25 protein-coding genes are annotated in these 24,934 nt (G+C 67.0%); 18 read left to right on the forward strand and 7 right to left on the reverse strand.

Translation table 11 applies throughout. The annotated features are described in order from the left end of the window. Nucleotides 1-30: 30 nt before the first annotated feature. The 3 genes from WFK61_RS14410 to WFK61_RS14420 are packed head-to-tail and all read left to right on the forward strand — an operon-like array spanning nucleotide 31 to nucleotide 3,435. Nucleotides 31-1,569 carry an ABC transporter substrate-binding protein gene (locus WFK61_RS14410; RefSeq protein WP_336812719.1) on the forward strand — a complete coding sequence of 513 codons (1,539 nt, stop codon included), beginning with the start codon at nucleotides 31-33 and terminating at the stop codon, nucleotides 1,567-1,569. Nucleotides 1,570-1,612: 43 nt separating this feature from the next. Then, complete coding sequence (locus tag WFK61_RS14415) at nucleotides 1,613-2,491, forward strand: ABC transporter permease (protein ID WP_336812720.1); 879 nt, start codon at nucleotides 1,613-1,615, stop codon at nucleotides 2,489-2,491. Next, the gene (locus tag WFK61_RS14420; RefSeq protein ID WP_336812721.1) at nucleotides 2,488-3,435 is read left to right on the forward strand and encodes an ABC transporter permease; all 948 of its coding nucleotides are present in this window, start codon (nucleotides 2,488-2,490) and stop codon (nucleotides 3,433-3,435) included. The genes WFK61_RS14415 and WFK61_RS14420 overlap by 4 nt, the downstream gene beginning before the upstream one ends. 5 nt (nucleotides 3,436-3,440) lie before the next feature. On the opposite strand, the gene WFK61_RS14425 is transcribed toward WFK61_RS14420, so the two are convergent. Next, nucleotides 3,441-4,232, reverse strand: a complete 792-nt coding sequence (locus tag WFK61_RS14425) for an IclR family transcriptional regulator (protein WP_336812723.1) — start codon at nucleotides 4,230-4,232, stop codon at nucleotides 3,441-3,443. Nucleotides 4,233-4,365: 133 nt separating this feature from the next. Between WFK61_RS14425 and WFK61_RS14430 the strand changes: the two genes are divergently transcribed. The 3 genes from WFK61_RS14430 (at nucleotide 4,366) to WFK61_RS14440 (ending at nucleotide 7,926) form a co-directional block, all read left to right on the forward strand. Further along, on the forward strand, nucleotides 4,366-5,682 hold the full coding sequence (locus WFK61_RS14430; RefSeq protein ID WP_336812725.1) for an aspartate aminotransferase family protein: 1,317 nt from the start codon (nucleotides 4,366-4,368) through the stop codon (nucleotides 5,680-5,682). A gap of 256 nt (nucleotides 5,683-5,938) precedes the next feature. Continuing rightward, a complete protein-coding gene (locus tag WFK61_RS14435) occupies nucleotides 5,939-7,132 on the forward strand; it encodes a CaiB/BaiF CoA transferase family protein (protein WP_336812726.1) in 1,194 nt (397 codons plus the stop codon). Further along, nucleotides 7,129-7,926, forward strand: coding sequence for an enoyl-CoA hydratase/isomerase family protein (locus tag WFK61_RS14440; protein ID WP_442896307.1), 798 nt, complete (start codon nucleotides 7,129-7,131; stop codon nucleotides 7,924-7,926). Before WFK61_RS14435 ends, WFK61_RS14440 begins: the two co-directional genes overlap by 4 nt. 278 nt (nucleotides 7,927-8,204) lie before the next feature. Here WFK61_RS14440 and WFK61_RS14445 read toward each other — a convergent pair whose 3' ends face one another. Then, nucleotides 8,205-9,584, reverse strand: a complete 1,380-nt coding sequence (locus WFK61_RS14445) for a M20/M25/M40 family metallo-hydrolase (protein WP_336812730.1) — start codon at nucleotides 9,582-9,584, stop codon at nucleotides 8,205-8,207. A 203-nt stretch (nucleotides 9,585-9,787) separates the two neighbouring features. Here WFK61_RS14445 and WFK61_RS14450 point away from each other — a divergent pair, with 203 nt between their 5' ends. Both WFK61_RS14450 and WFK61_RS14455 read left to right on the forward strand, forming a co-directional pair. Next, nucleotides 9,788-10,372 carry a 2'-5' RNA ligase family protein gene (locus tag WFK61_RS14450; protein WP_336812732.1) on the forward strand — a complete coding sequence of 195 codons (585 nt, stop codon included), beginning with the start codon at nucleotides 9,788-9,790 and terminating at the stop codon, nucleotides 10,370-10,372. 117 nt (nucleotides 10,373-10,489) lie between these two features. After that, nucleotides 10,490-11,197 carry a glutathione S-transferase N-terminal domain-containing protein gene (locus tag WFK61_RS14455; protein WP_336812734.1) on the forward strand — a complete coding sequence of 236 codons (708 nt, stop codon included), beginning with the start codon at nucleotides 10,490-10,492 and terminating at the stop codon, nucleotides 11,195-11,197. Nucleotides 11,198-11,230: 33 nt separating this feature from the next. Here the strand turns inward: WFK61_RS14455 and WFK61_RS14460 are convergent, their stop codons facing one another. Beyond that, complete coding sequence (locus WFK61_RS14460) at nucleotides 11,231-11,800, reverse strand: phosphoribosyltransferase family protein (protein WP_336812736.1); 570 nt, start codon at nucleotides 11,798-11,800, stop codon at nucleotides 11,231-11,233. A 125-nt stretch (nucleotides 11,801-11,925) separates the two neighbouring features. Here WFK61_RS14460 and WFK61_RS14465 point away from each other — a divergent pair, with 125 nt between their 5' ends. The 4 genes from WFK61_RS14465 to WFK61_RS14480 all read left to right on the forward strand — a co-directional run bounded on the left by WFK61_RS14465 (nucleotide 11,926) and on the right by WFK61_RS14480 (nucleotide 15,145). Continuing rightward, complete coding sequence (locus WFK61_RS14465; protein WP_336812738.1) at nucleotides 11,926-12,276, forward strand: ArsC family reductase; 351 nt, start codon at nucleotides 11,926-11,928, stop codon at nucleotides 12,274-12,276. A 94-nt stretch (nucleotides 12,277-12,370) separates the two neighbouring features. Next, entirely contained in the window at nucleotides 12,371-13,138 is a 768-nt protein-coding gene (locus WFK61_RS14470) for a hypothetical protein (RefSeq protein WP_336812740.1), read from the forward strand. A 61-nt stretch (nucleotides 13,139-13,199) separates the two neighbouring features. Next, nucleotides 13,200-14,363: a tRNA guanosine(34) transglycosylase Tgt gene (gene tgt / locus WFK61_RS14475; RefSeq protein ID WP_442896305.1), complete on the forward strand. Its 1,164-nt coding sequence runs from the start codon at nucleotides 13,200-13,202 to the stop codon at nucleotides 14,361-14,363. Beyond that, nucleotides 14,360-15,145, forward strand: coding sequence for a hypothetical protein (locus tag WFK61_RS14480; protein WP_336812742.1), 786 nt, complete (start codon nucleotides 14,360-14,362; stop codon nucleotides 15,143-15,145). Before tgt ends, WFK61_RS14480 begins: the two co-directional genes overlap by 4 nt. Here WFK61_RS14480 and WFK61_RS14485 read toward each other — a convergent pair. After that, nucleotides 15,059-16,048, reverse strand: a complete 990-nt coding sequence (locus WFK61_RS14485; RefSeq protein WP_336812744.1) for a DMT family transporter — start codon at nucleotides 16,046-16,048, stop codon at nucleotides 15,059-15,061. The genes WFK61_RS14480 and WFK61_RS14485 overlap by 87 nt on opposite strands. Nucleotides 16,049-16,219: 171 nt before the next feature. Here WFK61_RS14485 and WFK61_RS14490 point away from each other — a divergent pair, with 171 nt between their 5' ends. Continuing rightward, nucleotides 16,220-16,858: a hypothetical protein gene (locus tag WFK61_RS14490; protein ID WP_336812746.1), complete on the forward strand. Its 639-nt coding sequence runs from the start codon at nucleotides 16,220-16,222 to the stop codon at nucleotides 16,856-16,858. 23 nt (nucleotides 16,859-16,881) lie between these two features. Here the strand turns inward: WFK61_RS14490 and eno are convergent, their stop codons facing one another. Continuing rightward, nucleotides 16,882-18,165: a phosphopyruvate hydratase gene (eno, locus tag WFK61_RS14495; protein WP_336812748.1), complete on the reverse strand. Its 1,284-nt coding sequence runs from the start codon at nucleotides 18,163-18,165 to the stop codon at nucleotides 16,882-16,884. A gap of 161 nt (nucleotides 18,166-18,326) precedes the next feature. On the opposite strand from eno, the gene queF reads away from it, so the two are divergent. After that, the gene (queF, locus tag WFK61_RS14500; RefSeq protein ID WP_336812749.1) at nucleotides 18,327-18,782 is read left to right on the forward strand and encodes a preQ(1) synthase; all 456 of its coding nucleotides are present in this window, start codon (nucleotides 18,327-18,329) and stop codon (nucleotides 18,780-18,782) included. Here queF and WFK61_RS14505 read toward each other — a convergent pair. Beyond that, the gene (locus WFK61_RS14505; RefSeq protein ID WP_336812750.1) at nucleotides 18,767-19,990 is read right to left on the reverse strand and encodes an MFS transporter; all 1,224 of its coding nucleotides are present in this window, start codon (nucleotides 19,988-19,990) and stop codon (nucleotides 18,767-18,769) included. The two genes, queF and WFK61_RS14505, sit on opposite strands and share 16 nt — an antisense overlap. Further along, on the reverse strand, nucleotides 19,983-20,855 hold the full coding sequence (gene kdsA, locus WFK61_RS14510) for a 3-deoxy-8-phosphooctulonate synthase (RefSeq protein WP_336812752.1): 873 nt from the start codon (nucleotides 20,853-20,855) through the stop codon (nucleotides 19,983-19,985). The genes WFK61_RS14505 and kdsA overlap by 8 nt, the downstream gene beginning before the upstream one ends. Nucleotides 20,856-21,139: 284 nt before the next feature. On the opposite strand from kdsA, the gene clpS reads away from it, so the two are divergent. From clpS to WFK61_RS14530, 4 genes are all read left to right on the forward strand, one after another. Further along, entirely contained in the window at nucleotides 21,140-21,499 is a 360-nt protein-coding gene (clpS, locus tag WFK61_RS14515) for an ATP-dependent Clp protease adapter ClpS (RefSeq protein WP_336812785.1), read from the forward strand. Between the two features lie 46 nt (nucleotides 21,500-21,545). Further along, nucleotides 21,546-24,071 (forward strand): ATP-dependent Clp protease ATP-binding subunit ClpA, encoded by a 2,526-nt coding sequence (gene clpA / locus WFK61_RS14520; RefSeq protein ID WP_336812754.1) that lies wholly within the window; start codon nucleotides 21,546-21,548, stop codon nucleotides 24,069-24,071. 4 nt (nucleotides 24,072-24,075) lie between these two features. Further along, nucleotides 24,076-24,375 (forward strand): hypothetical protein, encoded by a 300-nt coding sequence (locus WFK61_RS14525; protein WP_336812756.1) that lies wholly within the window; start codon nucleotides 24,076-24,078, stop codon nucleotides 24,373-24,375. Nucleotides 24,376-24,570: 195 nt separating this feature from the next. Then, nucleotides 24,571-24,909, forward strand: a complete 339-nt coding sequence (locus WFK61_RS14530; protein WP_336812758.1) for a YciI family protein — start codon at nucleotides 24,571-24,573, stop codon at nucleotides 24,907-24,909. Nucleotides 24,910-24,934 lie beyond the last annotated feature (25 nt).

The raw sequence follows: 24,934 nt of genomic DNA on the forward strand, positions 1-24,934 counted from the left end.
CGAAACCAGACACGACAAAAGGGGAAAGCGATGACAAAGCTGTCGCGACGTCAATTCGGCATGGCCGGCCTTGCGCTGGCGGGCGCGTCCCTGGCGGGGGCCTTGCCGGCCTCGGCCCAGCAGCTCAAGGGCGGGAGGCTGCGCGTCGCCGTGCTGAGCGAGCTGGCGAACTATGATCCGCAGCAGCTCTCGACGGTGAATTTCCACGTCATCAAGAACCTCTATGACAGCCTGATCGAATACACGCCGGAGGGGAAGCCGGAGCCGAGCCTGGCGACGGAATGGACGATCACGCCGGACAAGACCTCGGTTACGCTGAAGCTGCGCAGCGGCGTGACCTTCCATAGCGGCACGCCGTTCAAGGCGGATTCCGTGCTGGCGACCCTGCAGAAGGGCGCCGATCCCAAGCGCGGCAAGAACGTCTTCGCCACCATGTCGATCGTGAAGGACTGGTCGGCGCCGGACGATTCCACGGTGACGATCAACTTCAAGGCGCCGGTGCCCGAGCGCCAGATCCTCGATTTCCTGCAGTTCCTGATCCCGATCGACCCGAAGGGCATCGATACGGTCGAGACCGTGCCGGCCGGCACGGGCCCCTATACGCTGGTCAACCGCGCCGTCGGCCAGAGCCTGACGCTCAAGGCCAACCCGAAATACTGGCGCGAGAAGCAGCCGATCGTGCAGGATCTCGTCTTCACCGTGTTCAGCGAGGACGCTTCCGCCAGCGCGGCGCTGGAATCGGGCGCGGTCGACATCGTCTATAACGGCTCCTCGCGCAGCGCGGTGCGGCTCAAGAATGCCGGCTTCCAGGTCTTCGCGGGGCCGGGGCCATTGGTGCAGGTCTTCCGCATCAATTCGACGCGCGGGCCGTTCCGCAACAAGGCGTTCCGGCAGGCCTTCAACCACCTGATGGACCGAGCGAGCATCCTGCGCGTCGGCTATGCTGGCATGGGCAAGGTCGTGGCGCTGCCCTGGGCGCCGGCGAGCCCGGCTTATGACGAAAGCTACAACGCGACCTATGCCTATGACCTGGAGAAGGCGAAGAAGCTGATCGCCGCTTCCGGCCTCTCCGCCGACGAGCTCAAGAGCTGGAAGCTCCTGGTCAATGGCAGCGACGAGGCTTCGGTCGCGATCAGCCAGATCGTGCAGGGCTCGCTGCAAAAGATCGGCATCCCCATCGAGCTGGACATGCGGCAGGGCGCGGAATACGTCACCGCGCTGCTCGGCGGCGATTTCGCTGCGACCTTCGGCGCCGTCGGCAATGTCCAGAAGTTCCCGTCGCGCGTCGCCACCAACTCGATCTACCGGACTTCGGGCAATCCGGTCCTGAAGGACCCGCATCCGCATCCCGACTATGTCGCGGCGATCGCCAGGGTCGATGGCGCCTCGGGCGGAGCAGCCGAGGTCAAGGCGGCCTACGACAACCTCAACAAGGTCATGGTCGCGGAGGCGTTCGGCATCCCCACCAATTCCTACGATGTCGGCCTGATCGTCGCCTCCGACAAGATTGGCGGCGTGACGCTCGATATCGACAATCTCTTCGTCGCCCGCACCATCGGCTTCAAATGATGCGGCCTGACGGCGCCGGGCGGCGCGAGCGCGGCGCCCGGCGATGACGGAGACGTTGGCCCGGATCAAGGGATTGCTGCGTCGGCTGCTGGCCCGGCGCGGCGCGGCGCTCGGGCTCGGCTTTCTCACGCTGGTGGCGCTGGCGGCGGGCTTCGCGACCGTGCTGCCCTTCGATCCGCTGTCGCAGAGCGTCGCCGCTTCGCTGCTGCCGCCCTCGGCCGAGAACTGGTTCGGCACCGACGAACTTGGCCGCGATATCCTGGCGCGCGTGATCTATGGCGCGCGAACCTCGCTGCTGACGGCGGTCGGCGCTGTCATCATTGCGGCGCTCATCGGCGTGCCGATCGGTCTCGCCGCCGGCTTCTATGGCGACTGGCGCGATTCCCTGCTGATGCGCTGCATCGACGTGCTGCTCGCGCTGCCGAACATCCTGTTCGCGATGGCGCTGATCGCCGTGCTCGGCCGCAGCCAGGGGGCGGCGCTGATCGCGGTCGGCATCGCCGGCATTCCGGGCTTCGCCCGCATCGCCAGGGCGCAGGTCATGGCCCTGCGCCAGCTCGATTTCGTCACGGCGGTGCGCGGCTTCGGCGGCAGCCCCGGTTACATCATGTTCCGAACGATCCTGCCCAACGCCTTGAGCCCGTTGGTGGTTCAGGCGATCGTGCTGGCCTCGATCGCGATTCTGCTGGAGGCGGCACTGGCCTTCCTCGGGGTCGGCGTGCCGCCGCCGACGCCGAGCTGGGGCGAGATGCTGCGCACCGGAAAATCCTATCTCTACGAGGCGCCGACCTACGCGGTGCTGCCCGGCATCGTGCTGACGCTGACGATCCTGTCGCTCGACACGATCGGCCGGGCACTGACCGCGATCCTCGACCGCGACGAGACCGATGCCAGCGGCGAGACCATCGGAGGCCGGCGATGACGGGATATGTCCTGCGCCGCCTCTTCCAGATGCTGCCGGTGCTGCTCATCGCCTCCTTCGCGATCTTCGCGATGATCTATGCCGTGCCCGGCGGGCCGGTCGCGGTGATCGTCGGCGAAAATGCCGGGCCGGAGGAGATCGCGGCCGCGATCCAGCGCTACGGGCTCGACCGGCCGATGGTGGTGCAATATGCCGATTGGCTCGGCCGGGCGGCGCTGGGCGATTTCGGGCTTTCGCTGCATAGCCGCCAGCCAGTGCTGCAACTGATCGGCGAGCGCCTGCCGGCGACGCTGCAACTGGCGCTCGCGGCAATCTTCGTCGCGCTCGTCATCGGCATTCCCGTCGCGATCGCGAGCGCGGTGAAGCCGAATTCCTGGCTCAACCGCCTGCTCAGCGGCTGGAGCGCTCTGGCGCTGGGCGTGCCGACCTTCTGGCTCGGTATCCTCTTGATCCTGCTCTTTGCGGTGGAGCTGCGCTGGCTGCCCTCGGCCTCGCGTCACGTCCCATTCTGGGAGTCCCCTCTCGACGCGCTGCGCAGCCTCGCGCTGCCGGCGATCACGCTCGGCACCTATGTTTCGGGCATCCTGGCGCGGTTCCTGCGGGCCTCGCTGATCGGCGAGGCGCGGGCCGACTATGTCCGCACCGCCCGCGCCAAGGGCGTGCCGGAGAACCGCATCGTCGGCTTCCACATCATGCGCAACGCGCTCCTGCCCTTCGTCACCATCGTCGGTTTGATGATGGCGAATTTCATCGGCGGCGCCGTGGTGACGGAGGCGGTGTTCACCTATCCGGGGCTCGGGCGCCTGCTGATCCAGGCGATCAGCACCCGCGACTATCCGCTGATCCAGGGCTGCATCCTGGTGATCCTGGTCGCCTACATGCTGATCAACCTCACGGTCGACATGCTCTACGCCTGGATCGATCCGCGGATCGAATACCGATGAGGGCGCTAGCGCAGATCTGCCGTGGGCCGCGAGCCGAGATGGCTCGAGATGCCGGCCGCGACCTCGCGCAGTCGCGTGCCGACCTTGGCCGCCAGCGAATGCGGCATCCGCATCAGCGGCGCGGAGACGCTGAGCGCCGCGACGGGATAGCCGTTATCGTCGAGGATCGGCACGCCGACACACATGGCGCCATCCTCGTTCTCGCCCATCTCGGTGGCATAGCCGGTGCGGGCGACCTGTCGGAGCTGCCGCTCGATCTCCTCGCGTTCCAGCAGGGTGCGGCCGGTGCGCTCGGTCAGCGGCAGGTCGAGCTGCCTTTGCCGCTCCGCTTCGGGCAGGAAGGCGAGGATCGCCTTGCCGAGTGCGGTCGAATGCATCGGATGGCTCTCGCCGATGCGGGCCTGCATCCTGAGCGATCGGTTGGCCTCGATCAGGTCGATATAGACGACGGTGCCGTTGCCCTTGACTGCAAGGTTCACGGTCTCGTTGAACTCCTGCATCAATTCGATCATGGCCGGGCGGGCGAGTTCGCGGACCTTGCTGACGCTGGCATCGGCGCGCGCGATGGCCCGCAGTTGCGGCCCGAGATTGTAGCGGTCGGTCGCGCGGTTGTGGTCGAGGAAGCCGGCGGCGGTCAGCGTCTGCAGATAGCGGAAGGTCGTCGTCTTCGGGATGCGCAATTCCTTGCTGACGGCGGTGAGCGCGATCTCGTGGCCGTGGCGGGCGACCAGCTCCAGCACCTTCAGCGCCTTCATCACCGGCTGCACGACATAGGGGTTGTCCGGTTTCTTCGCCATCGCCGCTCCGGTGGTCGGGCTCGTTTGAGAGCGAGCATGGCCAAGGCTTGTAAATTCCGCAAGGCGAAACCCCTGTTCCTTTACGCGGAGCAATCGGTCTGGTGAGGTCGGGGCAACAGCGGGAGGCAACGCAATGACAGGCAATGACAGCCAGCAGGCGGGCGCCCTGCGCTTCGACGAATCCGCCCGGCAGATCGCGGCGAATGCGCGTTTCATCGCCGGCGGCGTGAACAGCAATTTCCGATTGGGCATGCAGCCGGGACCGCTCGTCTTCGAGCGCGGCGAGGGCGCCTATCTGATCGATGTCGATGGCAACCGGATCATCGACTATTACTGCGGCATGGGCGCGACCGTGCTCGGCCATACGCCCGCGCCCGTCATCGAGGCGGTGAAGCGCCAGGCCGAGAAGGGCATCCTCTTCGCCGGCCAGATGCTGGTCGAAGCGGAAGCGGCGCAATTGATCTGCGAGCGCATTCCCTCGGCCGAGCGCCTACGCTTCGGCTCATCCGGCTCGGAGGTGGCGCAGGCCGCGATGCGCTTGGCGCGTGCGGCCACCGGCAGGCGGACGATAGTCAAGTTCGAGGGGCACTATCACGGCTGGTTCGACAACATCCTCTGGTCGACGGCGCCGGGATTGAATGCAGCCGGGCCCGAGGAGGCGCCGACGCCGGTGATCGGCAGCAAGGGCCAGGACCCGCAAGCCGGCGAGGGGCTCTCTATCCTCGGCTGGAACGATCTCGCGGCGCTGGAAACCCGCCTCGCCAAGGGCGATGTGGCCGCCGTGCTGATGGAGCCGGCAATGTGCAACCAGGGCGCCATCGCGCCTGCGCCGGGCTATCTGGAAGGCGCGCTCGCGGCCTGCCGCAAGCATGGCGCCATCCTGATCTTCGACGAGGTCATCACCGGTTTCCGGCTGGGTCGCGGCGGGGCGCAGGAGCGTTTCGGCGTGACGCCCGATCTCACGCTGATGGCCAAGGCGATCGCCAACGGCTTCCCGGTCGCGGCGATCGCGGGCCGGGCCGATCTGCTCGATCTTTTCGCCGATGGCGTGCTGCATGGCGGCACCTTCAACGCCCAGCCGGTGGCGATGGCGGCGCTGGTCGCGACCCAGAAGGCGCTGACGCCGGAGCATTACGAACGCAGTTCCGCACAGGGCCAGCGCCTGCAGGACGGCATCCGCACCATCCTCGCGGAGACAGGCATCAAGGCGCAGGTCGCCGGCTTCCCGCTGATGTTCCACGTCGCCTTCGGGCTCGATGCGCCGGCGCGGAACTACCGGGACGTCGCGCGCGCCGACAAGGCCGCCTATAGCCGCTTCGCCCATGAATTGCTTAAGCGCGGCGTGCGCGTTCTGGAGCGCGGCGCCTGGTTCGTATCGTCGGAGCATGACGCAGGCGTGGTCGATGCGACGCTGGCAGCGGTGCGGGATGCGGCGCGGGTTGTGGCTTAGTTTTCTGCCGAACCACGAGGTCATCCCGGGCTTGCCCCGGGATCCATCGTAAAGCGTTGAGCCCTCCGATGGATCCCGGATCTCCGCTTCGCTCCGTCCGGGATGACGCGAGCTTGGGGATCCATGGCTTCGGCGCCCGGCTTCATGCTGGGCGTTGCGTTGCCATGCGCCCCACTCCTGCATGCAGCATGCGCTCTGCCATTGACCGGGCCGCGCACCGTACCGGATAGTTCGCTCCGAGAGGGAGCGAAGACCGATGCCGCAGCCGAGACCGTCCACCGCGCTTGCCGGGCTCAAGGTTCTGGACCTGACGCGGGTGCGGGCGGGGCCGACCTGCGTGCGCGTCTTCGCCGATTTCGGGGCCAATGTGATCAAGGTCGAAAGCCCGCCGGGACTCGATCCCAACGAGAACATGAGCGGGCCGCGTCTCGGCTACGACATGCAGAACCTGCATCGCAACAAGCGTTCGCTGGCGCTGAACCTCAAGACACCCGAAGGCAAAGCGATCCTGATGAAGCTCGTCGACGAGGCCGATCTCGTCGTCGAGAATTTCCGCCCGGACGTGAAGGAGCGGCTCGGGCTCGATTTCGAGACGCTGCATGCGCGCAATCCGCGGCTGATCCTGGTCTCGATCTCCGGCTTCGGCCAGTCCGGCCCGTATCGGACGCGCGCTGGCTTCGACCAGATCGCGCAGGGCATGGGCGGGATGATGTCGGTGACCGGCCTGCCTGGCCAGGGGCCGGTGCGGGCCGGGATCGCGCTCGCCGATTCCTCGGCCGGGCTCTATGGCGCGGTCGGCGCACTGGTCGCGCTGCAGGAGCGGGCTGTGTCGGGCAAGGGGCAGTGGGTGCAGACCTCGCTGCTCGAAGCCCAGATCGCGATGATGGATTTCCAGGCAGCGCGCTATCTGGTCGAGGGCTCGGTGCCGCCGCAATCCGGCAACGACCACCCCTACCAGACGCCGATGGGCGTCTACCGGACGCGCGACGGCGCGATCAATCTGGGCGTCGGCGGCGAGGAGCAGTGGCGCTCCTTCTGCCGGGCGATCGGGCGGCCGGAATGGGGCACGGATGCGCGCTATGACAGCACGGAGAAGCGCTTTGCGCGCCGGCCGGAATTGCGGGAGCTGATCGAAGAGATTTTCGCCGGGGCCGACAGCGCCGATTGGCTGGAGGCGATGGAGCGCAATAGCGTCCCGGCCGGGCCGATCTATGCGGTCGACGAGATGTTCGAAGACCCGCAGGTGCGCCATCTCGGCATCGCCAAGCCGGTGAGCCATCCCGAGCTCGGCGATATCCGCCTGATCGGCCAGCCGGTGACGCTGTCGCGCACGCCGGCCGATGTCGCGACGCCGACGCCTGCGGTCGGCGCCAACAACGACGAGATTCTGGCCGATCTCGGCTATGACGAAGCCGGGCTCGCGCGCTTGCGGGCCGATGGCGTGATCTGACGGAGACCCGCGTGAACGACGAAATCCTGTATGCGGTCGAGGGCGGGGTCGGCACGATCACGCTCAACCGGCCCCAGGCGCGCAACGCGCTGACCTTCGCCATGTATGAGCGCATCGCGGAGATCTGCCGCGACCCGGCGGCCCATGGCGATCCGCGCGTCATCATCATGACCGGGGCGGGCGACAAGGCCTTCGCGGCGGGCACGGACATCGCCCAGTTCCGCTCCTTCTCCAGCGCCGAGGATGCGCTGGCCTATGAGGAGCGCATCGAGACCGTGATCGGCACGATCGAGAGCTGCCCGGTGCCGACGCTGGCCGCGATCTCCGGGGCCTTTACCGGTGGTGGCGCTGCGATCGGGCTCGCCTGCGACCTGCGCATCGCGACCGCGAGCGCGCGCTTCGGCTTCCCGATCGCGCGCACGCTCGGCAATTGCCTGTCGATGGAGAATTACGGGCGGCTCTACGCGATCCTCGGCCCGGCGCGGGTCAAGGACATCGTCTTCACCGCCCGGCTGGTCGAGGCGGAGGAGGGCGCGCGGATCGGGCTCTATAACGAGCTGGTGCCGGATCATGAGGCGCTGCTGCGGCGGGCGCGCGAGCTGGCAGAACTCATCGCCGGCCATGCGCCGCTGACGATGCGCGCGACCAAGGAAGCGATGCGCCGCCTGACCGCCGCGACCGCTGCCGGCATCGATGGCCACGACCTCGTGACGCTCTGCTACACCAGCGCCGATTTCCGCGAGGGCATGGAAGCCTTCCTCGGCAAGCGGACGCCGAACTGGCAGGGCAGGTAGCCCCTCCAGATTTTCACCGGAACCACGCCGTCATCCCGGGCGGAGCGAAGCGGAGACCCGGGATCCATTCCGGAGCGACCCCGATGAAGGTTCCGGCATGGACCCCGGATCGGCGCCGCTTCGCGGCTTGTCCGGGATGATCCGCGTTTGTGGTTTGAGCGTCATGCTCGCCCTTGTGGCGAGCATCCACGTCTTGAACACGATCCTCGAAGAGAGAAGACGTGGATGGTCGGGACAAGCCCGACCATGACGGAGGAGGCGTGCCGTAGCGCCTGCCTTCAGCCCTGCTTTCCCAACTGTCCGAGCTCGTGCAGCAGGGCCGCGCCGGTGCGCAGGCCGCTATAGAAGCAGTCCAGCGTCATGTTCTCGTTCGGGGCGTGGTTGGCCTCGTCGTGATTGGCGTAAGGCGTCACGAAGGCAGGGATGCCGAGGATCTTGGTGAAGACGTAGTTCGGCAGGCTCCCGAAGCCGGCCGGGATCAGCAGCGGCTCCTCGCCCTGAGCGGCGACGAAGGCGCGGCGCAGCGGCGCGGTATAGGGCGAGGCGATCGAGGTCTTCGAGGGCTGCATGCCCTTCTCCTCGGCGATGAACTCGACCTCCGGTGCATGCTTCTCGACGTGAGCCCTGACCTTGCGCAGGATGTCCTCCGGGTCCTGCGCCTCGACGAGGCGGATATCGCATTTCACCAGCGCCTCGTTCGGCAGCACGGTCTTGGTGCCCGGCCCGCCATAGCCGCCATGGAAGCCGTTGATCGTCAGCGTCGGCCGGAAGCAGAGGCGCTCGTAGAACGGGCGATCCGCGGGCGCGTCGAGGCGGGTGAGGCTCAGCCCCTTCTTGAAGGCCTCGATGTCGAGCGGCAGGCGATCGACCGCTTCCAGCTCCTCCGCCTTCGGCGGCTCGATGCCGTCATGCAGGCCCTCGATGGTGATCTCGCCCTCGGGGTTCTTCATCGTCGCGAGGAGATGGACCAGCGTCCAGATCGGGTTCGGCACGACGCCGCCGAAATTGCCGGAATGGACGTCGCGGCTGGCATGGCGGCAGCGCAGGTCGAAGGAGACGACGCCGCGCGAGCCGAACTTGATGGTCGGCGCGCCGCTGGCATGGCGCGGGCCGTCGGCGGTGACGGCGAGGTCGGCCTTGAGCAAATGCGGGTTGGCGCGCACGAAGCCGGCGATGTTCGGGCTGCCGATCTCCTCCTCGCCCTCAAGGACCAGGATGACGTTGCAGGGCAGTTCGCCATGGACCTTGAGATGGGATTCGATCGCGAGGATCTGGGCGAAATGCTGGCCCTTGTTGTCGCCGACGCCGCGCGCATAGAGCCTTCCGTCGCGGATCGTCGGCTCGAAGGGCGGCGAGACCCATTTGTCGAGCGGGTCCGGCGGCTGCACGTCGTAATGACCGTAGAGCAGCACGGTCGGCTTGCCCGGCGCCTTCTCCCAGCGCGCGACGACGACCGGGTGGCCCTCGGTCGGGATGAGGCTGGTTTCCAGGCCGATATCGGTCAGCATGTCGACGAGCAGCAGGCCGACCTCAGCGATGCCGATATTCTCGGCGCTGATGCTGGGATGGCGCAGATACGCGATGAGGCGGTCGAGGAAGGCGCTGCGGTTGGTCTCGATATGCTCGAAGACCGCGGCGAGTGCGTCTGAGGAAGCCATAGCCAATGCCTGACAGGAGAGGAATCCGTGCCGCCCGACGAGCGGGGGCGCAAGCGGCGGCCGTTCGGCTGCCGAGGGCAGCCTAGACGCGGGGTCTGCGGCGCTCAAGCGCGGGCAGGGGTGTCGCTGCGACTGGCAGCCTTGCGATTTTCGCCGGTCGAATCGTTGCTTGTTAAGTTCTTGTTTTGTTCTATGATGCGCCGATGCAGCTCGTGCTCGACCTCAACGGTGGGCGAGCGTTTCGGCCGCGAGAGGGCGGTCGCCCACCCCGTTATTTCTTCGCGCTCCTTCCGGATGCGGAGGCGCGGTCGCGGATCGATAGCTTGGCGCGTGATCTGCACAAGCGCCTTGTTCCAGCCAGGCCGCCGCGCGGACCGGACAAGTATCATGTGACCTTGCGGGGCATCGCCGTCCCCGATGGGCCGTTCGGGCAGAACATTGCGATGGCGCGCAGGGTCGCCGACGCGATCCGGCAGACCTCCTTTGCCGTCATGTTCAATCAGGCGGCGAGCTTCGGGGCAGCCCCGAACTACGCGTTGTCCCTGACGACGCGGGCGGATCTGCTCGCTGCCGACAGCTTGTCCGCCACGCTCCTCGATGACTTGCGGCGTGCCGGGCTTAAAGTCGATGGGTCGAGCTTCCAGCCGCATGTGACGCTGTTCTACGACCGGAAACGTCGGGAGCCGATCGATTTGCCCGCGCTGCGCTGGCAGGTGCGCGAGTTCGTGCTGATCGAGAGTATCGATAACAGGAAGTACGTGATCTTGGGCACCTGGCCGCTGGACTGACTTCCATGCAGCCTTGCAAGGCCGGTTTGCGGCAATCCGGGCTGCGTGCCGTTGCTTTGGGCGTGGCCGGCTCTATCGTTCCGGCCGAAGCCTCATCCGATTCAGACGGAGCCTGTCATGGCCGATTTGTCCGCTTTTCCGATCACCAAGCGCTGGCCGGCAGCGCATCCCGACCGCATCCAGCTCTATTCGCTGCCGACGCCCAACGGCGTGAAGGTCTCGATCGCGCTGGAGGAGCTGGAGCTGCGCTACGAGCCGCATCTCATCGATATCGGCAAGAACGAGACCTGGGGCCCGGAATTCCTGTCGCTGAACCCCAATGGCAAGATCCCCGCGATCATCGATCCCAACGGCCCGGGCGGAAAGCCGTTCGGCCTGTGGGAATCCGGCGCGATCCTGCTCTATCTCGCCGAGAAGACCGGCAAGCTCCTGCCGAAGGACCCCGCCGCCCGCTATGAGACCATCCAGTGGGTGTTCTTCCAGATGGCGGCGATCGGCCCGATGTTCGGCCAGCTCGGCTTCTTCCATAAATTCGCCGGCCGCGAATACGAGGACAAGCGCCCGCGTGACCGCTACGCCAGCGAGAGCAAGCGCCTGCTCGGCGTGCTCGAGGACCGGCTGGCGAGCCGCACCTGGATCATGGGCGACGACTACAGCATCGCCGATATCGCGATCCTCGGCTGGGTCCGCAATCTCGTCGGCTTCTACGGTGCGGGCGAACTCGTCGACTATGCGAAGCTGACCCACGTGCCGATCTGGCTGGAGCGCTGCCTGTCGCGCCCGGCCGTGCAGCGCGGCCTCGACAGCCCCAAGCGCCCGGCCTGAGCGCCGGCCACTTCTCTGGCCCGGTCCGAGGAGCTACTTGGGCTGGGCCGGAGGCAGCTTCTGCAGGGTGTGCACGGCGATCCCGCCCTGAGCCAGCCGCTCGCGGCCGCCGAGGCCTTCGAGCTCGAAGACGAAGAGCGCATGCGTGCAGCGTGCGCCGAGCCGGCGCAGCAGCTGCGCCGTCGCCAGCGCGGTGCCGCCGGTCATCAGGCAATCGTCGATGATGGCGACCTCACGCCCGTCCAGCGCCTGACCTTTCGACAGGGCGATGCCGTTGCCGAGCTCGTAATTGGCCGCGAGGCTGCGGACGACATCGGCGCGGATCGAGCCGACCTTGCGGATATCGATGAAGCCGAGGCCGTTGCGCAGCGCCAGCGCGCCGGCGAAGCCCAAGCCGCCGATATCGATGCCGGCGAGGAGGTCGATCTCCTTGTCGAGACGGGCTGAGAGAGCCTCGCAAGCCGCCCGCATCCAGCGGGGATCGCTGGTGAAACTCGTGGCATCGGGAAAGTCGACTCCGGGGACGGGATGGTCCTTCCAGCGCCGATGGGGAAAAGCCGGGCTATCCGGCATTTTTGGCGCGGAGACTGACGCGGTATCCATGCTAATCCCTGCCTGTATCCGGCGCTGCCGCCCCGCCTGTCATGCCCGCTTGCCGCCCGGCCGGCGAACCGTGATGACAGCCGTGCGGCGGATGCCGTGCGGCTTCACGAGGTTCGGACGACGGCATGACGATCACCATCTACGGCATCAAAAATTGCGACACGATGAAGAAAGCGCGCGTCTGGCTCGACGGCCATGGTGTCGCGGCCGCCTTCCACGACTACAAGGCGAGCGGGATCGACAAGGCCTCGCTTGAGCGCTGGGTCAAGGAGCATGGCTGGGAGACGGTGCTGAACCGCGCCGGCACGACCTTCCGCGTGCTGCCGGATGCCGAGAAGCAGGGGCTCGATGCGGACAAGGCGATCACGCTGATGCTGGCGCAGCCCTCGATGATCAAGCGGCCGGTGCTCGACCTCGGCAAGGGCAAGACGATCGTCGGCTTCAAGCCGGAGGTCTATGCCGCCGCCGTGAAGTAACACGCCGGGCGGCGCGGGCCGGCTGACGCGGATACGGACAATTCGACCGAATTCCGAGGTCTTTCGGTCGATATTGTCTGGTATTCCCCATGACATGACGTCTGTCGCTGCCGCGCGCCCGCTGGTCTTTCCCTCGGTGTCCTTCGGGCCGTTCCGGCTGCTGGAGGCCGTTCCGTGGCTGATGCTGGCCTCGTCGATGCGGTTTCTGGCCTATGGCAACGCGCTGCTGGCCGGCCCGGCGCTGGTCGTCGCCAATGTCGCGCTGCTGCTTGCCTTCGTCATCGTCGTCTGGCGGATGGTTTTGATCAGCGACGGCCGAAGTGAGCTCGGCCTGCTCGGGTTCTCGCAGCAGGTCTCGATGGCGCGCCGGGTTCTGCCGCAGGTTCTGCTTCTGTTGATCGCTGCGAGCCTTGTCCTCGGTCTGGTTCCCGCGGTCGCTGAGCCTGCGCAGCTCATGTTCGGCTTCGATGGCATTGCATTCGACCAGGCGACTCATCTCGGGCGCCTGTGGAGCGCCTTCGTGGCGGCGTTGGTGCTCCTCATGGTGTTGCAGGTCGACGAGGCGATGAAGCCGAGCCTGTTGACGGCAGCGCGTCAATTCGCGGCCCGGGCGCGATGGCTGGTTCCGGCGGTCCTGCTGGTCGCCGGGCTTTCCATGCTGCTGCACCCACTTCAGGGGTGGGGGCGCGGGCTCGTCAGGCTTGTCTGGCTGCAGGAGGGCATTCCGACGCCCGTCAAGAGCGGGATCTATTTCTGCTTCGTCTTCCTGTTCGCGACGGCAAGGCTGTGGCTGACCGTGGCCGTTCTGGTGCTGGCCCTGCGGCAGTCCTACCGGGCGCAGGCGGAGAGCGAGCCGGCCTAGAAGCGGCCGGAGACGCAAACTGTTCTTTCGCGCGCGGTCTTCCTGCGCTACCTCGCAGGCCATGACCGTTCAGCCCCAGTCCATGCAGCCGGAAATCGCTGCCACTCCCGAATTCACCTTCAAGGTCGCGGCCCGCGATGGCGCCGCCCGCACCGGCGCGATCAGCATGCCGCGCGGCGTCATCCGCACGCCGGCCTTCATGCCGGTCGGCACCGCCGCGACCGTGAAGGGGATGTATCCCGAGCAGGTGAGGGCGCTCGGCGCCGATGTCGTGCTCGGCAACACCTATCACCTGATGCTGCGGCCCGGCGCCGAGCGCGTGGCGCGGCTCGGCGGCCTGCACAAGTTCATGAACTGGCCGCACCCGATCCTGACCGACTCGGGCGGTTTCCAGGTGATGTCGCTGTCGCAATTGCGGAAGCTGACCGAGGAGGGCGTGACCTTCCGCTCCCATATCGACGGCTCGAAGCATGTGCTGACGCCCGAGCGCTCGGTCGAGATCCAGAACCTGCTCGGCTCCGATATCGTGATGCAGCTCGACGAATGCGTGGCGCTGCCCTGCGAGGAGAAGGTGGCGGAGAAGGCGATGCGCCTGTCGCTGCGCTGGGCCGAGCGCTGCAAGACCGCGTTCGGCGACCATCCGGGTCGGGCGCTGTTCGGCATCGTGCAGGGCGGGGACGTGCCGCATCTGCGCGTCGAGAGCGCGCGCGAGCTCGCCGCCATGGACCTCAAGGGCTATGCCGTCGGCGGGCTTGCGGTCGGCGAGCCGCAGGACGTGATGCTGGCGATGATCGAGACGGTGGAGCCGCATCTGCCGCAGGAGAAGCCGCGCTACCTGATGGGCGTCGGCACGCCCGACGACATCGTAAAATCTGTGGCGCGCGGCATCGACATGTTCGATTGCGTGATGCCAACGCGGGCCGGCCGCCACGGCCAGATCTTCACGCGCTTCGGCCGAATGAATCTGAAGAACGCCAAGCACGCGGAAGACCCGCGCCCGGTCGACGAGCAATCGTCCTGCCCGGCCGCCAACAGCTGGTCGCGCGCCTATCTGCACCATCTCGTCAAGGCCGAGGAGATGCTCGGCAAGATGCTGCTGACCTGGGTGAACCTCGCCTATTACCAGGACCTGATGGCGGGCCTGCGCGCCGCGATCGCCGCCGGGCGGCTCGACGACTTCATTGCGGAGACCCGCGAGGGCTGGGAAAGGGGCGAGCCGGCTTGAGCACGGGCCTCGCCCTGCTGCCTCTCAAGATGGCGCTCGCGGCCTGCGTGGTCGTGAGTTGCTCGATGCTGGCAGAACGGGCCGGGCCATTGATGGCGGCGATGATCGCGACCTTGCCGATCTCGCTCGGGCCGGTCCTCGTCTTCCTCGCGCTGGACCATGGCCCGGCCTTCATTGCCGGTGCCGCGCTCGGCACGATGAACGCCAACGCGACCCATGCCAGCTTCGTGCTGAGCTATGTGCTGCTGGCCCAGCGCCATGGCGTGCTCGTCTCCCTCGGGGGAGCGCTTGCGATCTGGACGGTGCTCCTGCTGCTTCTGCGCAGCATGGCGCTGTCGGTCGCTCCCCTCACTGTCCTGACCATTCTGGCCCTGTCGGTCGTGCATGTGCTGGTGCGGCCCTATCTCAAGGTACGCGCCAAGCCGCCGGCGGGTATCTCGCGCTATGCCATTCCGATCCGCGCGGCTTGCGTCGCGGCGCTGGTCGGTATCGTGACCGGGCTCAGCGAGCGCGTCGGGCCGCAATGGTCCGGCATCCTCGCCGGCCTGCCGATCATCCTGTCGAGCCTGATCATCATCCTGCACACCCGCGCAGGCGGCCCGGCTGCGGCTGCCGTCATCGGCAGCAGCGCGCTCGGATTGCTCGGGGCCGGGCTGGGGCTGGCGGCGGTGCATCTTGCCGCCGTGCCCTGGGGCTCATGGACGGCGCTGGGCCTCGGCCTCGCCATCGCGGTTCTGTGGAACCTGATCCTGCTCGGGCTGGCGCGCCGGGCGGCGCCATGACGCCACGAACAGGCCGCCGATGATCAGCACGATGCCGACGAGCTGGAGCGAGGACGGAATCTCGCCGAGCGCCGGGATCGCGAGCAGCGTGCCGGTGACCGGGATCAGCGGCGGAAAGCGCCCGACCACGGACGGGCCCAGCACATGCGCGGCCCAGCCCCAGACCCAAAGGCCGACGATGACGTTGAGCACGCCCTGATTGAAGCCGTGCAGCGCCAGAACCCACCAGGGCGCGATGTCGAAGCCACGGAAATAGAACAGGAAATAGATCGGCAGATAGACCAGCGACAGGACCGAGACGATCGCCGTCGCCTTCAGGCCATCGACCTGCCAGAGCTGGATCATCAGGGGATAGAAGCCCCAGAGCAGGCCGACCCCGAGGAAGCAGAGATCGCCGCGCAAAGTCATGGCGTTGGCGCCCGCGCTGCCGGCGATGCCCAAGCAGATCAGGCCGGCGAGCACGCCGGCGACGCCGATCATGAGTCGCCCGGTCAGGGCTGCGCCGAACATCACGACCGAGCCGACGATGCCGATCATCGTCACCGTGCCCGGCCCGATGGTGGCGCCATGCGCGGCGGGCGCCATCGTCAGGCCGGTCAGCATCAGATAGGTCATCGGGAAGCCGCTGCTCAGCGTCAGCCAGAGGCCGCGCTTCCAGCCGACGCCGCCGCAGGAGGCCAGGCCCGGTCGCAGGAAGATCGGCAAGAGCAGCAGCCCGGCGATGGCGAAGCGCAGCGCCATCAGGTCGTGCTGGGTCAGCCCGTTCAGGACGGCATGGCGGCTGATGACGAAGTTGGAGCCGTAGATCAGAACGGCCAGCAGCATGCCGAGCGCCGCGAGGCGCTTGCGGCGGCGCACCCTCGCATCGGGCTCCAGCATGGCGGCGGGGGTGATCTGGTCCATTCTCCTTCTCTAACGCCGCATCGCTCCAGCCGTTACGGGCCGGTACGCATGGCGTCCGCGCGTAGGGCGGCAGACCGTATTTGCGCCCCGTTTCGGCCCTGCTGGTGCCCAGACGCACCGGCTTCCTTGCGGCGCAACAAGCAAGGGGCTCAGCAATGCGGAGCGCAACCGATGCCGACAGATTCTGATTTCCCCGCGCCGACCACGATGGCGGCCCGATTGGGGAGCGACTTCCTGCTCACGCTGGGCATCGCGACTGCAACGGCCCTGCTCGTGATGGTGCCGACGCTCCTGTCCGGCGCGATGCCCGATCGCGCCAAGGCGCCGACCCTGACCCTGCTGCGCGACGGCAAGATCAGCGACCGGCTGGCGGAGTTTGCTCCGGGGAGCGATGAGGATTTTTCGGCGGGGCGTCCACTAACGCCAGCCGCGCTGGCGATGCCGATGACGCTCGCCTGGCCCGAGCAGGGTGACTGGACGCCGCCGCGGGCAGCCGTTGCCCAGGCGAAGGCGCCGGCCGCAGCCAGCGCCGTCGCGCTGCCGCCGCGTCGTCTGGCGGTGCTGTCGGAGAAGAAGGGGCAGGGACCGGCCGCGCCGCTGGTGATCTTGCCTCCGGCCGCGACGACCACGGTTGGGCCGGTTCAGGCCGTCGATGCAGCGAGTGGCGAGGCGGGCGATTCATCCCTGCGCCAGTATGTCGTCGCGCCGGCGATGAAAGTGGTCGATGTGGTGTCCGGCGCGGCCGGAAGCGTGCAGGCGGCAGGATCATGGACCCTGACGCAGGCAAACGGCCTGCTGCCGCGCTGGTGAGCGCGGCAGCTTGAGCTTTTCGATCAGGCCAGCGCCTTCAGCGCGTTCCGGCCGGCGTAGATCGCCTGGGCACCCAGCTCTTCCTCGATGCGCAGGAGCTGGTTGTACTTGGCGGTCCGGTCCGAACGGGCGAGCGAGCCGGTCTTGATCTGCCCGCAATTGGTGGCGACGGCGAGGTCGGCGATGGTCGAATCCTCGGTCTCGCCCGAGCGATGCGACATCACGGCGGTGTAGCCGGCGCGCTGGGCCATCTCGACGGCGGCGAGCGTCTCGGTCAGCGAGCCGATCTGGTTGACCTTGACCAGGATCGAGTTCGCCGTCTTGCTCTTGATGCCCTGCGACAGGCGGGTGACGTTGGTGACGAAGAGATCGTCGCCGACGAGCTGGCACTTCGAGCCGACGAGATCGGTCAGCGCCTTCCAGCCCTCCCAGTCATCCTCGGCCATGCCGTCCTCGATCGAGACGATCGGGTAGTTGCCGACGAGCTTGGCGAGATACTTGGCCTGCGCCTTGGGATCGCGCGTCTTGCGCTCGCCCTCGTAGACATAGGCGCCGTCCTTGAAGAACTCGGTCGCGGCGCAGTCCAGCGCCAGCGCGACGTCCTGGCCCGGCTTGTAGCCGGCGGTCTCGATCGCCTGCATGACGAAGTCGAGCGCGGCCTCGGCCGACTTGATGTTCGGGGCGAAGCCGCCCTCGTCGCCAACATTGGTGTTGTGGCCGGCGTCGTGCAGCTTCTTCTTCAGGGTGTGGAAGATCTCCGCGCCCATGCGCAGGCCTTCGGCGAAAGAGCTCGCGCCGATCGGCATGACCATGAATTCCTGGAAGTCGATCGGGTTGTCGGCATGGGCGCCGCCATTGACGATGTTCATCATCGGCACGGGCAGGGCGCGGGCCGAGGTGCCGCCGACATAGCGGTAGAGCGGCAGGCCGGAGGCTTCGGCCGCGGCCTTGGCGACGGCGAGCGAGACGCCGAGGATGGCGTTGGCGCCGAGCTTCGACTTGTTGGGGGTGCCGTCGAGATCGATCATCACCTGGTCGATCGCGGTCTGGTCCTCGGCATCCATGGCGACGATCGCCTCGGCGATGGCGACGTTCACCGCCTCGACCGCCTTGAGCACGCCCTTGCCGAGATAGCGCGACTTGTCGCCGTCGCGCAGCTCGACGGCCTCATGCGCGCCGGTCGAGGCGCCGGAGGGAACGGCGGCGCGGCCCATCGAGCCGTCTTCCAGCACGACATCGACCTCGACCGTCGGATTGCCGCGGGAATCGAGGATCTGGCGTCCGATGATGTCGATGATCGCGGTCATGGCAGGCTCCGGGGAAGCAGGCGGGATGATAGGGCGCTTCTAGAGGCTGCCGTGGTCTATGGGAAGGTTCTGATGCGGTCAAAACGGCATGGCTGCAGCGGCGGCAGTTCCCATAGCGGCCGGAGATGCTCTAGAACCCCGCCCAAATGCAGGAGCATCCCATGACCATCGACGCCTCGACCTTGCAGCTCGGCCAGAGCAGCGCCTTGCCCGCCTCGCCGGAGGAGGCGCGGCTCGACCGCGTGCCCAATCCGCATGCCGGCACGAATTACCTCGCCCGCTTCACCTGCCCGGAATTCACCTCGATCTGTCCGGTCACCGGCCAGCCCGATTTCGGCATCCTCGTCATCGACTACCTGCCGGGGAAATGGCTGGTCGAATCGAAGTCGCTGAAGCTCTATCTCGGCTCGTTCCGCAATCACGGCGCCTTCCATGAGGATTGCACCGTGAATATCGGCAAGACGCTGGTCGATCTGCTCGAGCCGGAATGGTTCCGCATCGGCGGCTACTGGTATCCGCGCGGCGGCATTCCGATCGACGTGTTCTGGCAGACGGGCGAGCCGCCGAAGGGCCTCTGGCTGCCCGACCAGGGCGTCGCGCCCTATCGCGGGCGCTGAGCTTCCGCCGCGCCGAGCATCGGCAGGATGCGCGGCGCGGCAAAGCCGAGCAGCCCGATCCCGACGGCGAAAAGGCTGACGGCGCCGGTCGTGCCGAGCAGGTGGAGCGCGGTGCCCATCAGCACGGGGCCGAGCGCATGGCCTGCGAAAAGCGAGCAGGCGAAGAGCGAGACGGCCGAGCCGCGGGCACCGGGCGCAAGTTCGGTGGCCTGCGCCTGGAACGTGCCGTGCATCAGGAAGAAGCCGAAGCCGTTGACCACGAAGAACGGCACGGCGCTCCACCACGGCAGGAACGGCAGCGCAAACAGCCCATAGCCGATCGCCATCAGGACGCCGCCGACGATCGGCATGCGGGCGGGGCCGATCCGATCGACCAGGATGCGGGTCGAGAGACCGTAGATCAGCCCGCCGATGCCTGTTCCCGCGATGACCAGCCCCGCGAGCGAGGGGCCGATCCCGGCCCGTTCCTGCAGGATCGCGGCGACGAAGGGAGGCATGCCGAAGATCAGGCTGCCTTCGGTGATCACCAGCGCATAGAGGAGCTTCGAGCGCGGGTTGGCGAAGACTGCGGCGTAGCTGGCGATCGCTCCCCCGAGGGTCGGGCGCCGCCGCACCGCATCGGCGCGCGGCCGCATCGTCAGGGTCAGCATCAGGAAGGCGATCGCGGCAATGCCGCCGGCCATCAGGAAGACACCGCGCCAGCCGAGATATTCGGCGATCACGCCGGAGCAGGCTGCGCCCGCCATCTGGCCGAAGATCATGATGACGGTGAAGCGGCCGAGCGTGATCTGGCGCTGTGCCATGCTCGCGCGGTCGCCGATCGCCGCCATCGCGATCGGGATGATCCCCCCGGCGACGATGCCGCTGGCGGCCCGCAGCGCGAGCAAGATCTCGAAATTCGGCGCGAAGGAGCAGGCAACCGAGAGCAGGACCAGAAGGGCGAGGCAGCTGCCGATCGTGCGGATCTTGCCGATCGCGTCGGCGATGGGCCCGAGGATCGGCTGCCCGAAGGCGTAGGAGAAGGAGAACGCCGTCGCCATCACCGCGACCTGCGCGATCGACCGGCCGAACTGATCGGCGAGTGTCGGAACCAGCGGATCGATGAGCCGCATGGTGAAGGTCGAGGCGAAGCCACAGGCCCCCAGGACGAGGACCAGCGTTCCGAGCGGTGTCGCCGAGGGTTCTTTCAGCGACCCGGGCTCAGACATAGGCGAGCGCCGCCGGGGCCGTCCGCGACTTGGCGAGGCGGTCGAAGCCCTGCAATTCGGCGATCAGTCCCTTGAACTCGGCGAGCGGCACCATGTTGGGGCCGTCCGAAGGCGCCTTGTCCGGGTCGGGATGGGTCTCGATGAACAGGCCTGCGACGCCGACGGCGACCGCCGCCCGCGACAGCACCGGCACGAATTCGCGCTGGCCGCCGGTCGAGGCGCCCTTGCCGCCAGGCTGCTGCACCGAATGGGTGGCGTCGAAGATCACGGGCGCGCCGATCTCGGCCATGGTCGGCAGGGCGCGCATGTCGGACACCAGCGTGTTGTAGCCGAAGGAGGCGCCGCGCTCGGTCAGCATCACGTTCGGGTTGCCGCTCTCGGTCACCTTGGCGGCGACATTGACCATGTCCCAGGGGGCGAGGAACTGGCCCTTCTTGACGTTGACGACGCGGCCGGTCTTCGCTGCAGCGACGAGCAGGTCGGTCTGGCGGCAGAGGAAGGCTGGAATCTGCAGGATGTCGACGACCTCGGCCACCGGCGCGCATTGGTCGGCCTCGTGGACATCGGTCACGACCGGCAGGCCGGTGCGCTCGCGGATCTCGGCATAGACGGGCAGGCCGGCCTTCATGCCCATGCCGCGGCCGCCCTTGACGCTGGTGCGATTGGCCTTGTCGAACGAGGCCTTGAAGACGAGGCCGATATTCAGCTCAGCCGCGATCTCCTTCAGCGCCAGCGCGCATTCGAGCGCGTGATTGCGGCTTTCCATTGCGCAGGGGCCGGCGATCAGTGCGAGCGGCAGCGCATTGCCGAAGCGAACGGGGCGGGCGAGATCCTCGCCGATGGTCACGATGGCGTTGGGAGTCATGGCGGCGTCCTTGTCCAGCGGGCTGCCGGGTGCTTGCCGGGCTTATGTCGAGTTGAGGCCAGCCGGGTCAAGTCAGGGCAGCCCTGCAACGAGCTTATAGATGAGGCTCGCTTGCGAACGGGCTGGCGAAGCGGGAGCGAGGTCTGTAAATTCGCAAGCGAAGCATTATCTCGATTGGCGATGCAGGATCGGATGTGGATACGGCGCGGACGGAAATGATGCAGTCAGGCCAGGACAAGGCAAGGCAGGCAGGGCGTCCGGTGCGCGCCGGCGATAGGCTCGTGATGGCCGATCGTCCCAAGCGCGGCCAGCCGCCGAGCGATGGCGGCGGGCGCGAAGGCAACGGGCGGGAAGGCAGCGGCACCGCGGTCCTCACCCGGACGCGGACGCGCAAGCCCAATCTCTACCGCGTCCTGTTGCTCAACGACGACTACACCCCGATGGAGTTCGTCGTTCACGTTCTGGAGCGGTTCTTCAACAAGGACCGCGCCGAAGCCACGCAGATCATGATGCATGTGCATCAGAACGGCGTCGGCGAATGCGGCGTCTTTACCTACGAAGTCGCCGAGACCAAGGTTACGCTCGTCATGGATCTGGCGCGCAAGCACATGCATCCGCTGCAATGCGTGATGGAGAAAAAGTAGCCTTGGGTCATCGAGTTCTTTTGGAAATCAGATAGGAGCGCGCCCCTTGCCGAGTTTCTCGCGCAGTCTCGAACAGGCGCTTCACCGGGCTCTGGCCCTCGCCAATGAGCGCCGCCACGAATACGCCACTCTCGAACACCTGTTGCTCGCGCTGGTCGACGACCAGGACGCGGCCGCGGTGATGCGCGCCTGCAGCGTCGATCTCGACCTGCTCAGGCGCAACCTCGTCGATTACATCGACGCGGAGCTGACCAATCTCGTCACCGATGGCCGTGACGATTCCAAGCCGACCGCCGGCTTCCAGCGCGTCATCCAGCGCGCGGTGATCCATGTCCAGTCCTCGGGCCGCGAGGAGGTGACCGGCGCCAATGTGCTCGTCGCGATGTTCGCCGAGCGCGAGAGCCATGCCGCCTATTTCCTGCAGGAGCAGGACATGACCCGCTACGACGCGGTCAATTATATCAGCCACGGCATCGCCAAGCGCCCCGGCGCCAGCGAGAGCCGGCCTGTCCGCGGCTCCGAGGAGGAAGGCGAGCCGCAGCGCGAACAGCGCTCCGAGCAGGGCAATACCGAGGACAAGGACAAGAAGAAAAAGGAAAGCGCGCTCGACGCTTACTGCGTCAACCTCAATCGGAAGGCGAGGGACGGGCGCATCGATCCGCTGATCGGCCGCGAGGCCGAGGTGCAGCGCACGATCCAGATCCTGTGCCGCCGCCAGAAGAACAACCCGCTGCTGGTCGGCGATCCCGGCGTCGGCAAGACCGCGATCGCCGAGGGCCTCGCCCTCAAGATCACGCGCGGCGAGGTGCCCGAGGTGCTGGAGGACGCGACCGTCTTCTCGCTCGACATGGGCACGCTGCTCGCCGGCACGCGCTATCGCGGCGATTTCGAAGAGCGCCTCAAGCAGGTGATGAAGGAGATCGAGCAGCACCCGAAGGCGATCATGTTCATCGACGAGATCCATACGGTGATCGGCGCCGGCGCGACCTCGGGCGGCGCGATGGACGCCTCCAACCTGCTCAAGCCGGCGCTGGCCTCGGGCTCGCTGCGCTGCATCGGCTCGACCACCTACAAGGAATACCGCCAGTATTTCGAGAAGGACCGGGCGCTGGTGCGCCGTTTCCAGAAGATCGACGTCAACGAGCCGTCGGTTCCGGACACGATCGAGATCCTGAAGGGGCTGAAGCCCTATTTCGAGGAGTTCCACAAGCTGCGCTACACCAACGACGCCATCAAGGCGGCGGTGGAGCTCTCGGCCCGCTACATTCATGACCGCAAGCTGCCGGACAAGGCGATCGACGTGATCGACGAGACCGGCGCCTCGCAGATGCTGGTGACGGAGTCGAAGCGCAAGAAGACGATCGGCGTGAAGGAGATCGAGGCGGCGATCGCGACCATGGCGCGTATCCCGGCGAAGACCGTCTCCAAGGACGATGCCGAGGTGCTGCGCAATCTCGAGACCACCCTCAAGCGCACGGTCTACGGCCAGGAGAAGGCGATCGAGGCCTTGTCGTCGTCGATTAAGCTTGCCCGCGCCGGCCTGCGCGACGGCGAGAAGCCGATCGGTTGTTATCTTTTCGCCGGCCCCACCGGCGTCGGCAAGACCGAGGTCGCCCGCCAGCTCGCCTCCTCGCTCGGCGTCGAGCTCATCCGCTTCGACATGTCGGAATACATGGAGCGCCACACCGTCTCGCGATTGATCGGCGCGCCTCCCGGCTATGTCGGCTTCGACCAGGGCGGGTTGCTGACCGACCAGATCGACCAGCATCCGCATAGCGTGCTGCTGCTCGACGAGATCGAGAAGGCCCATCCCGACCTGTTCAACATCCTCCTGCAGGTGATGGATCACGGCAAGCTGACCGACAATAACGGCAAGCAGGTCGATTTCAGGAACGTCATCCTGATCATGACGACCAATGCCGGTGCCGCCGACATGGCCCGCAACGCCTATGGCTTCACCCGGACCAAGCGCGAGGGCGACGATACCGAGGCGATCAACAAGCTGTTCGCGCCGGAATTCCGCAACCGGCTCGATTCGGTCATCTCCTTCGGCCACCTGCCGAAGACGGTGGTCGCCCGCGTCGTCGACAAGTTCGTGCTCCAGCTCGAAGCGCAGCTCGCCGACCGCAACGTCACGATCGAGCTTTCGGACGAGGCGCGCGAGTGGCTGGTCGATAACGGCTATGACGAGGCGATGGGCGCAAGGCCGATGGCCCGCCTGATCCAGCAGACGATCAAGACGCCGCTCGCCGACGAGGTGCTGTTCGGGCGCCTGAAGAACGGCGGCGCGGTCAAGGTCGTCGTCGTCCAGTCCGAAACCGGCATCAAGGTGCTCGGCCTCGAATTCCCGGACGGGCCGGCGAAGCCCAAGCCGGAGAAGGATGTCGCGGCCGCCACGGCCAAGCGCGTGCCGAAGCCGCGCGCGAAAGCTGCGGCTACCGGCAAAACGAGCAAGACTCCGCCGCGGCGAGCGCCTAAAGGTGGCGGAACTCTGGATGGGACGGGTGGCGCGCCGAAGGCCTCGGCCAAGGGCGTCCGCACGGTGCCGAAGGTTCCGCTGACGAAGGCATAAGAACGTGTTGTTCAAGCGAAAGACCGCGAGCCTCGCCGCCGATAGCGGTGAGGTGCTTCAGGAGGCCCCGGCGGCGCCTGTCGCGCCGGCGCGCGCCAAGAAGGAAAAGCTCGGCTGGTTCGAGAAGCGGGACCGGCGCCGTCGCCGCCGCAAGATCTTCGAGGAGGTGCTGGGCTGGATTCTGGTGCCGGCCTTCATCTACCTGATCTATCTCGGGGTGCAGGCCGTCGGCGGCATCCCGAAGGAATTGATCGACTTCGCCAACGAGCTGATCGCCCTGGCGATGAAGGGCGGCAAGGGCTGAGGTCGCAGCCGGAGACGTCGTGCAGGCGCTCTCGGCTCTTTACCCGGCAGCCATGCCCCCTCCGTCGCGGCCAGCGCCTCTGCTGGCGCGACAGCTGCCAACCCTTGTCAGGATCGCGCACGAAGGCGCGATTGGCGAGCGACTGAGCCGCCTAGCGCGCTTGTTTCCGCCGAAACTGCCGCGCATCATCGCGGCATGACGAAATACCTGATCTCCTTTCCCAGCGAGGCGATGGTGGTCACGGGCGAGCAGCTGGCTGCCGCCTCCGTCGATTCTCATGCGGTGATCGAGGAGGCCAAGGCAGCCGGCGTCTATGTCTTCGGCGGCGGGATCAACGAGCCGGTTGCCCCTGTACTCGTCGCTGCCGATGGATCGGTGTCCGAGGAGATCTATCCGGGCAGCCGCCTCAATGGCGGCTTTGCGGTGCTGGAGCTGCCGACGCGCGAGGAGGCCTTGAAATGGGCGGCGAAGCTCGCGCGCGCCTGCCGCTGCTCGCAGGAGCTCCGCGAGTTCATGTACGATCCGGCCAGCTAGAGACACGGGCGCGTTGGCTTGGGGC

The sequence above is a fragment of the Allobosea sp. MMO-172 genome, from assembly GCF_037147855.1.
In the GTDB taxonomy this organism is placed as follows: Bacteria; Pseudomonadota; Alphaproteobacteria; order Rhizobiales; family Beijerinckiaceae; genus Allobosea.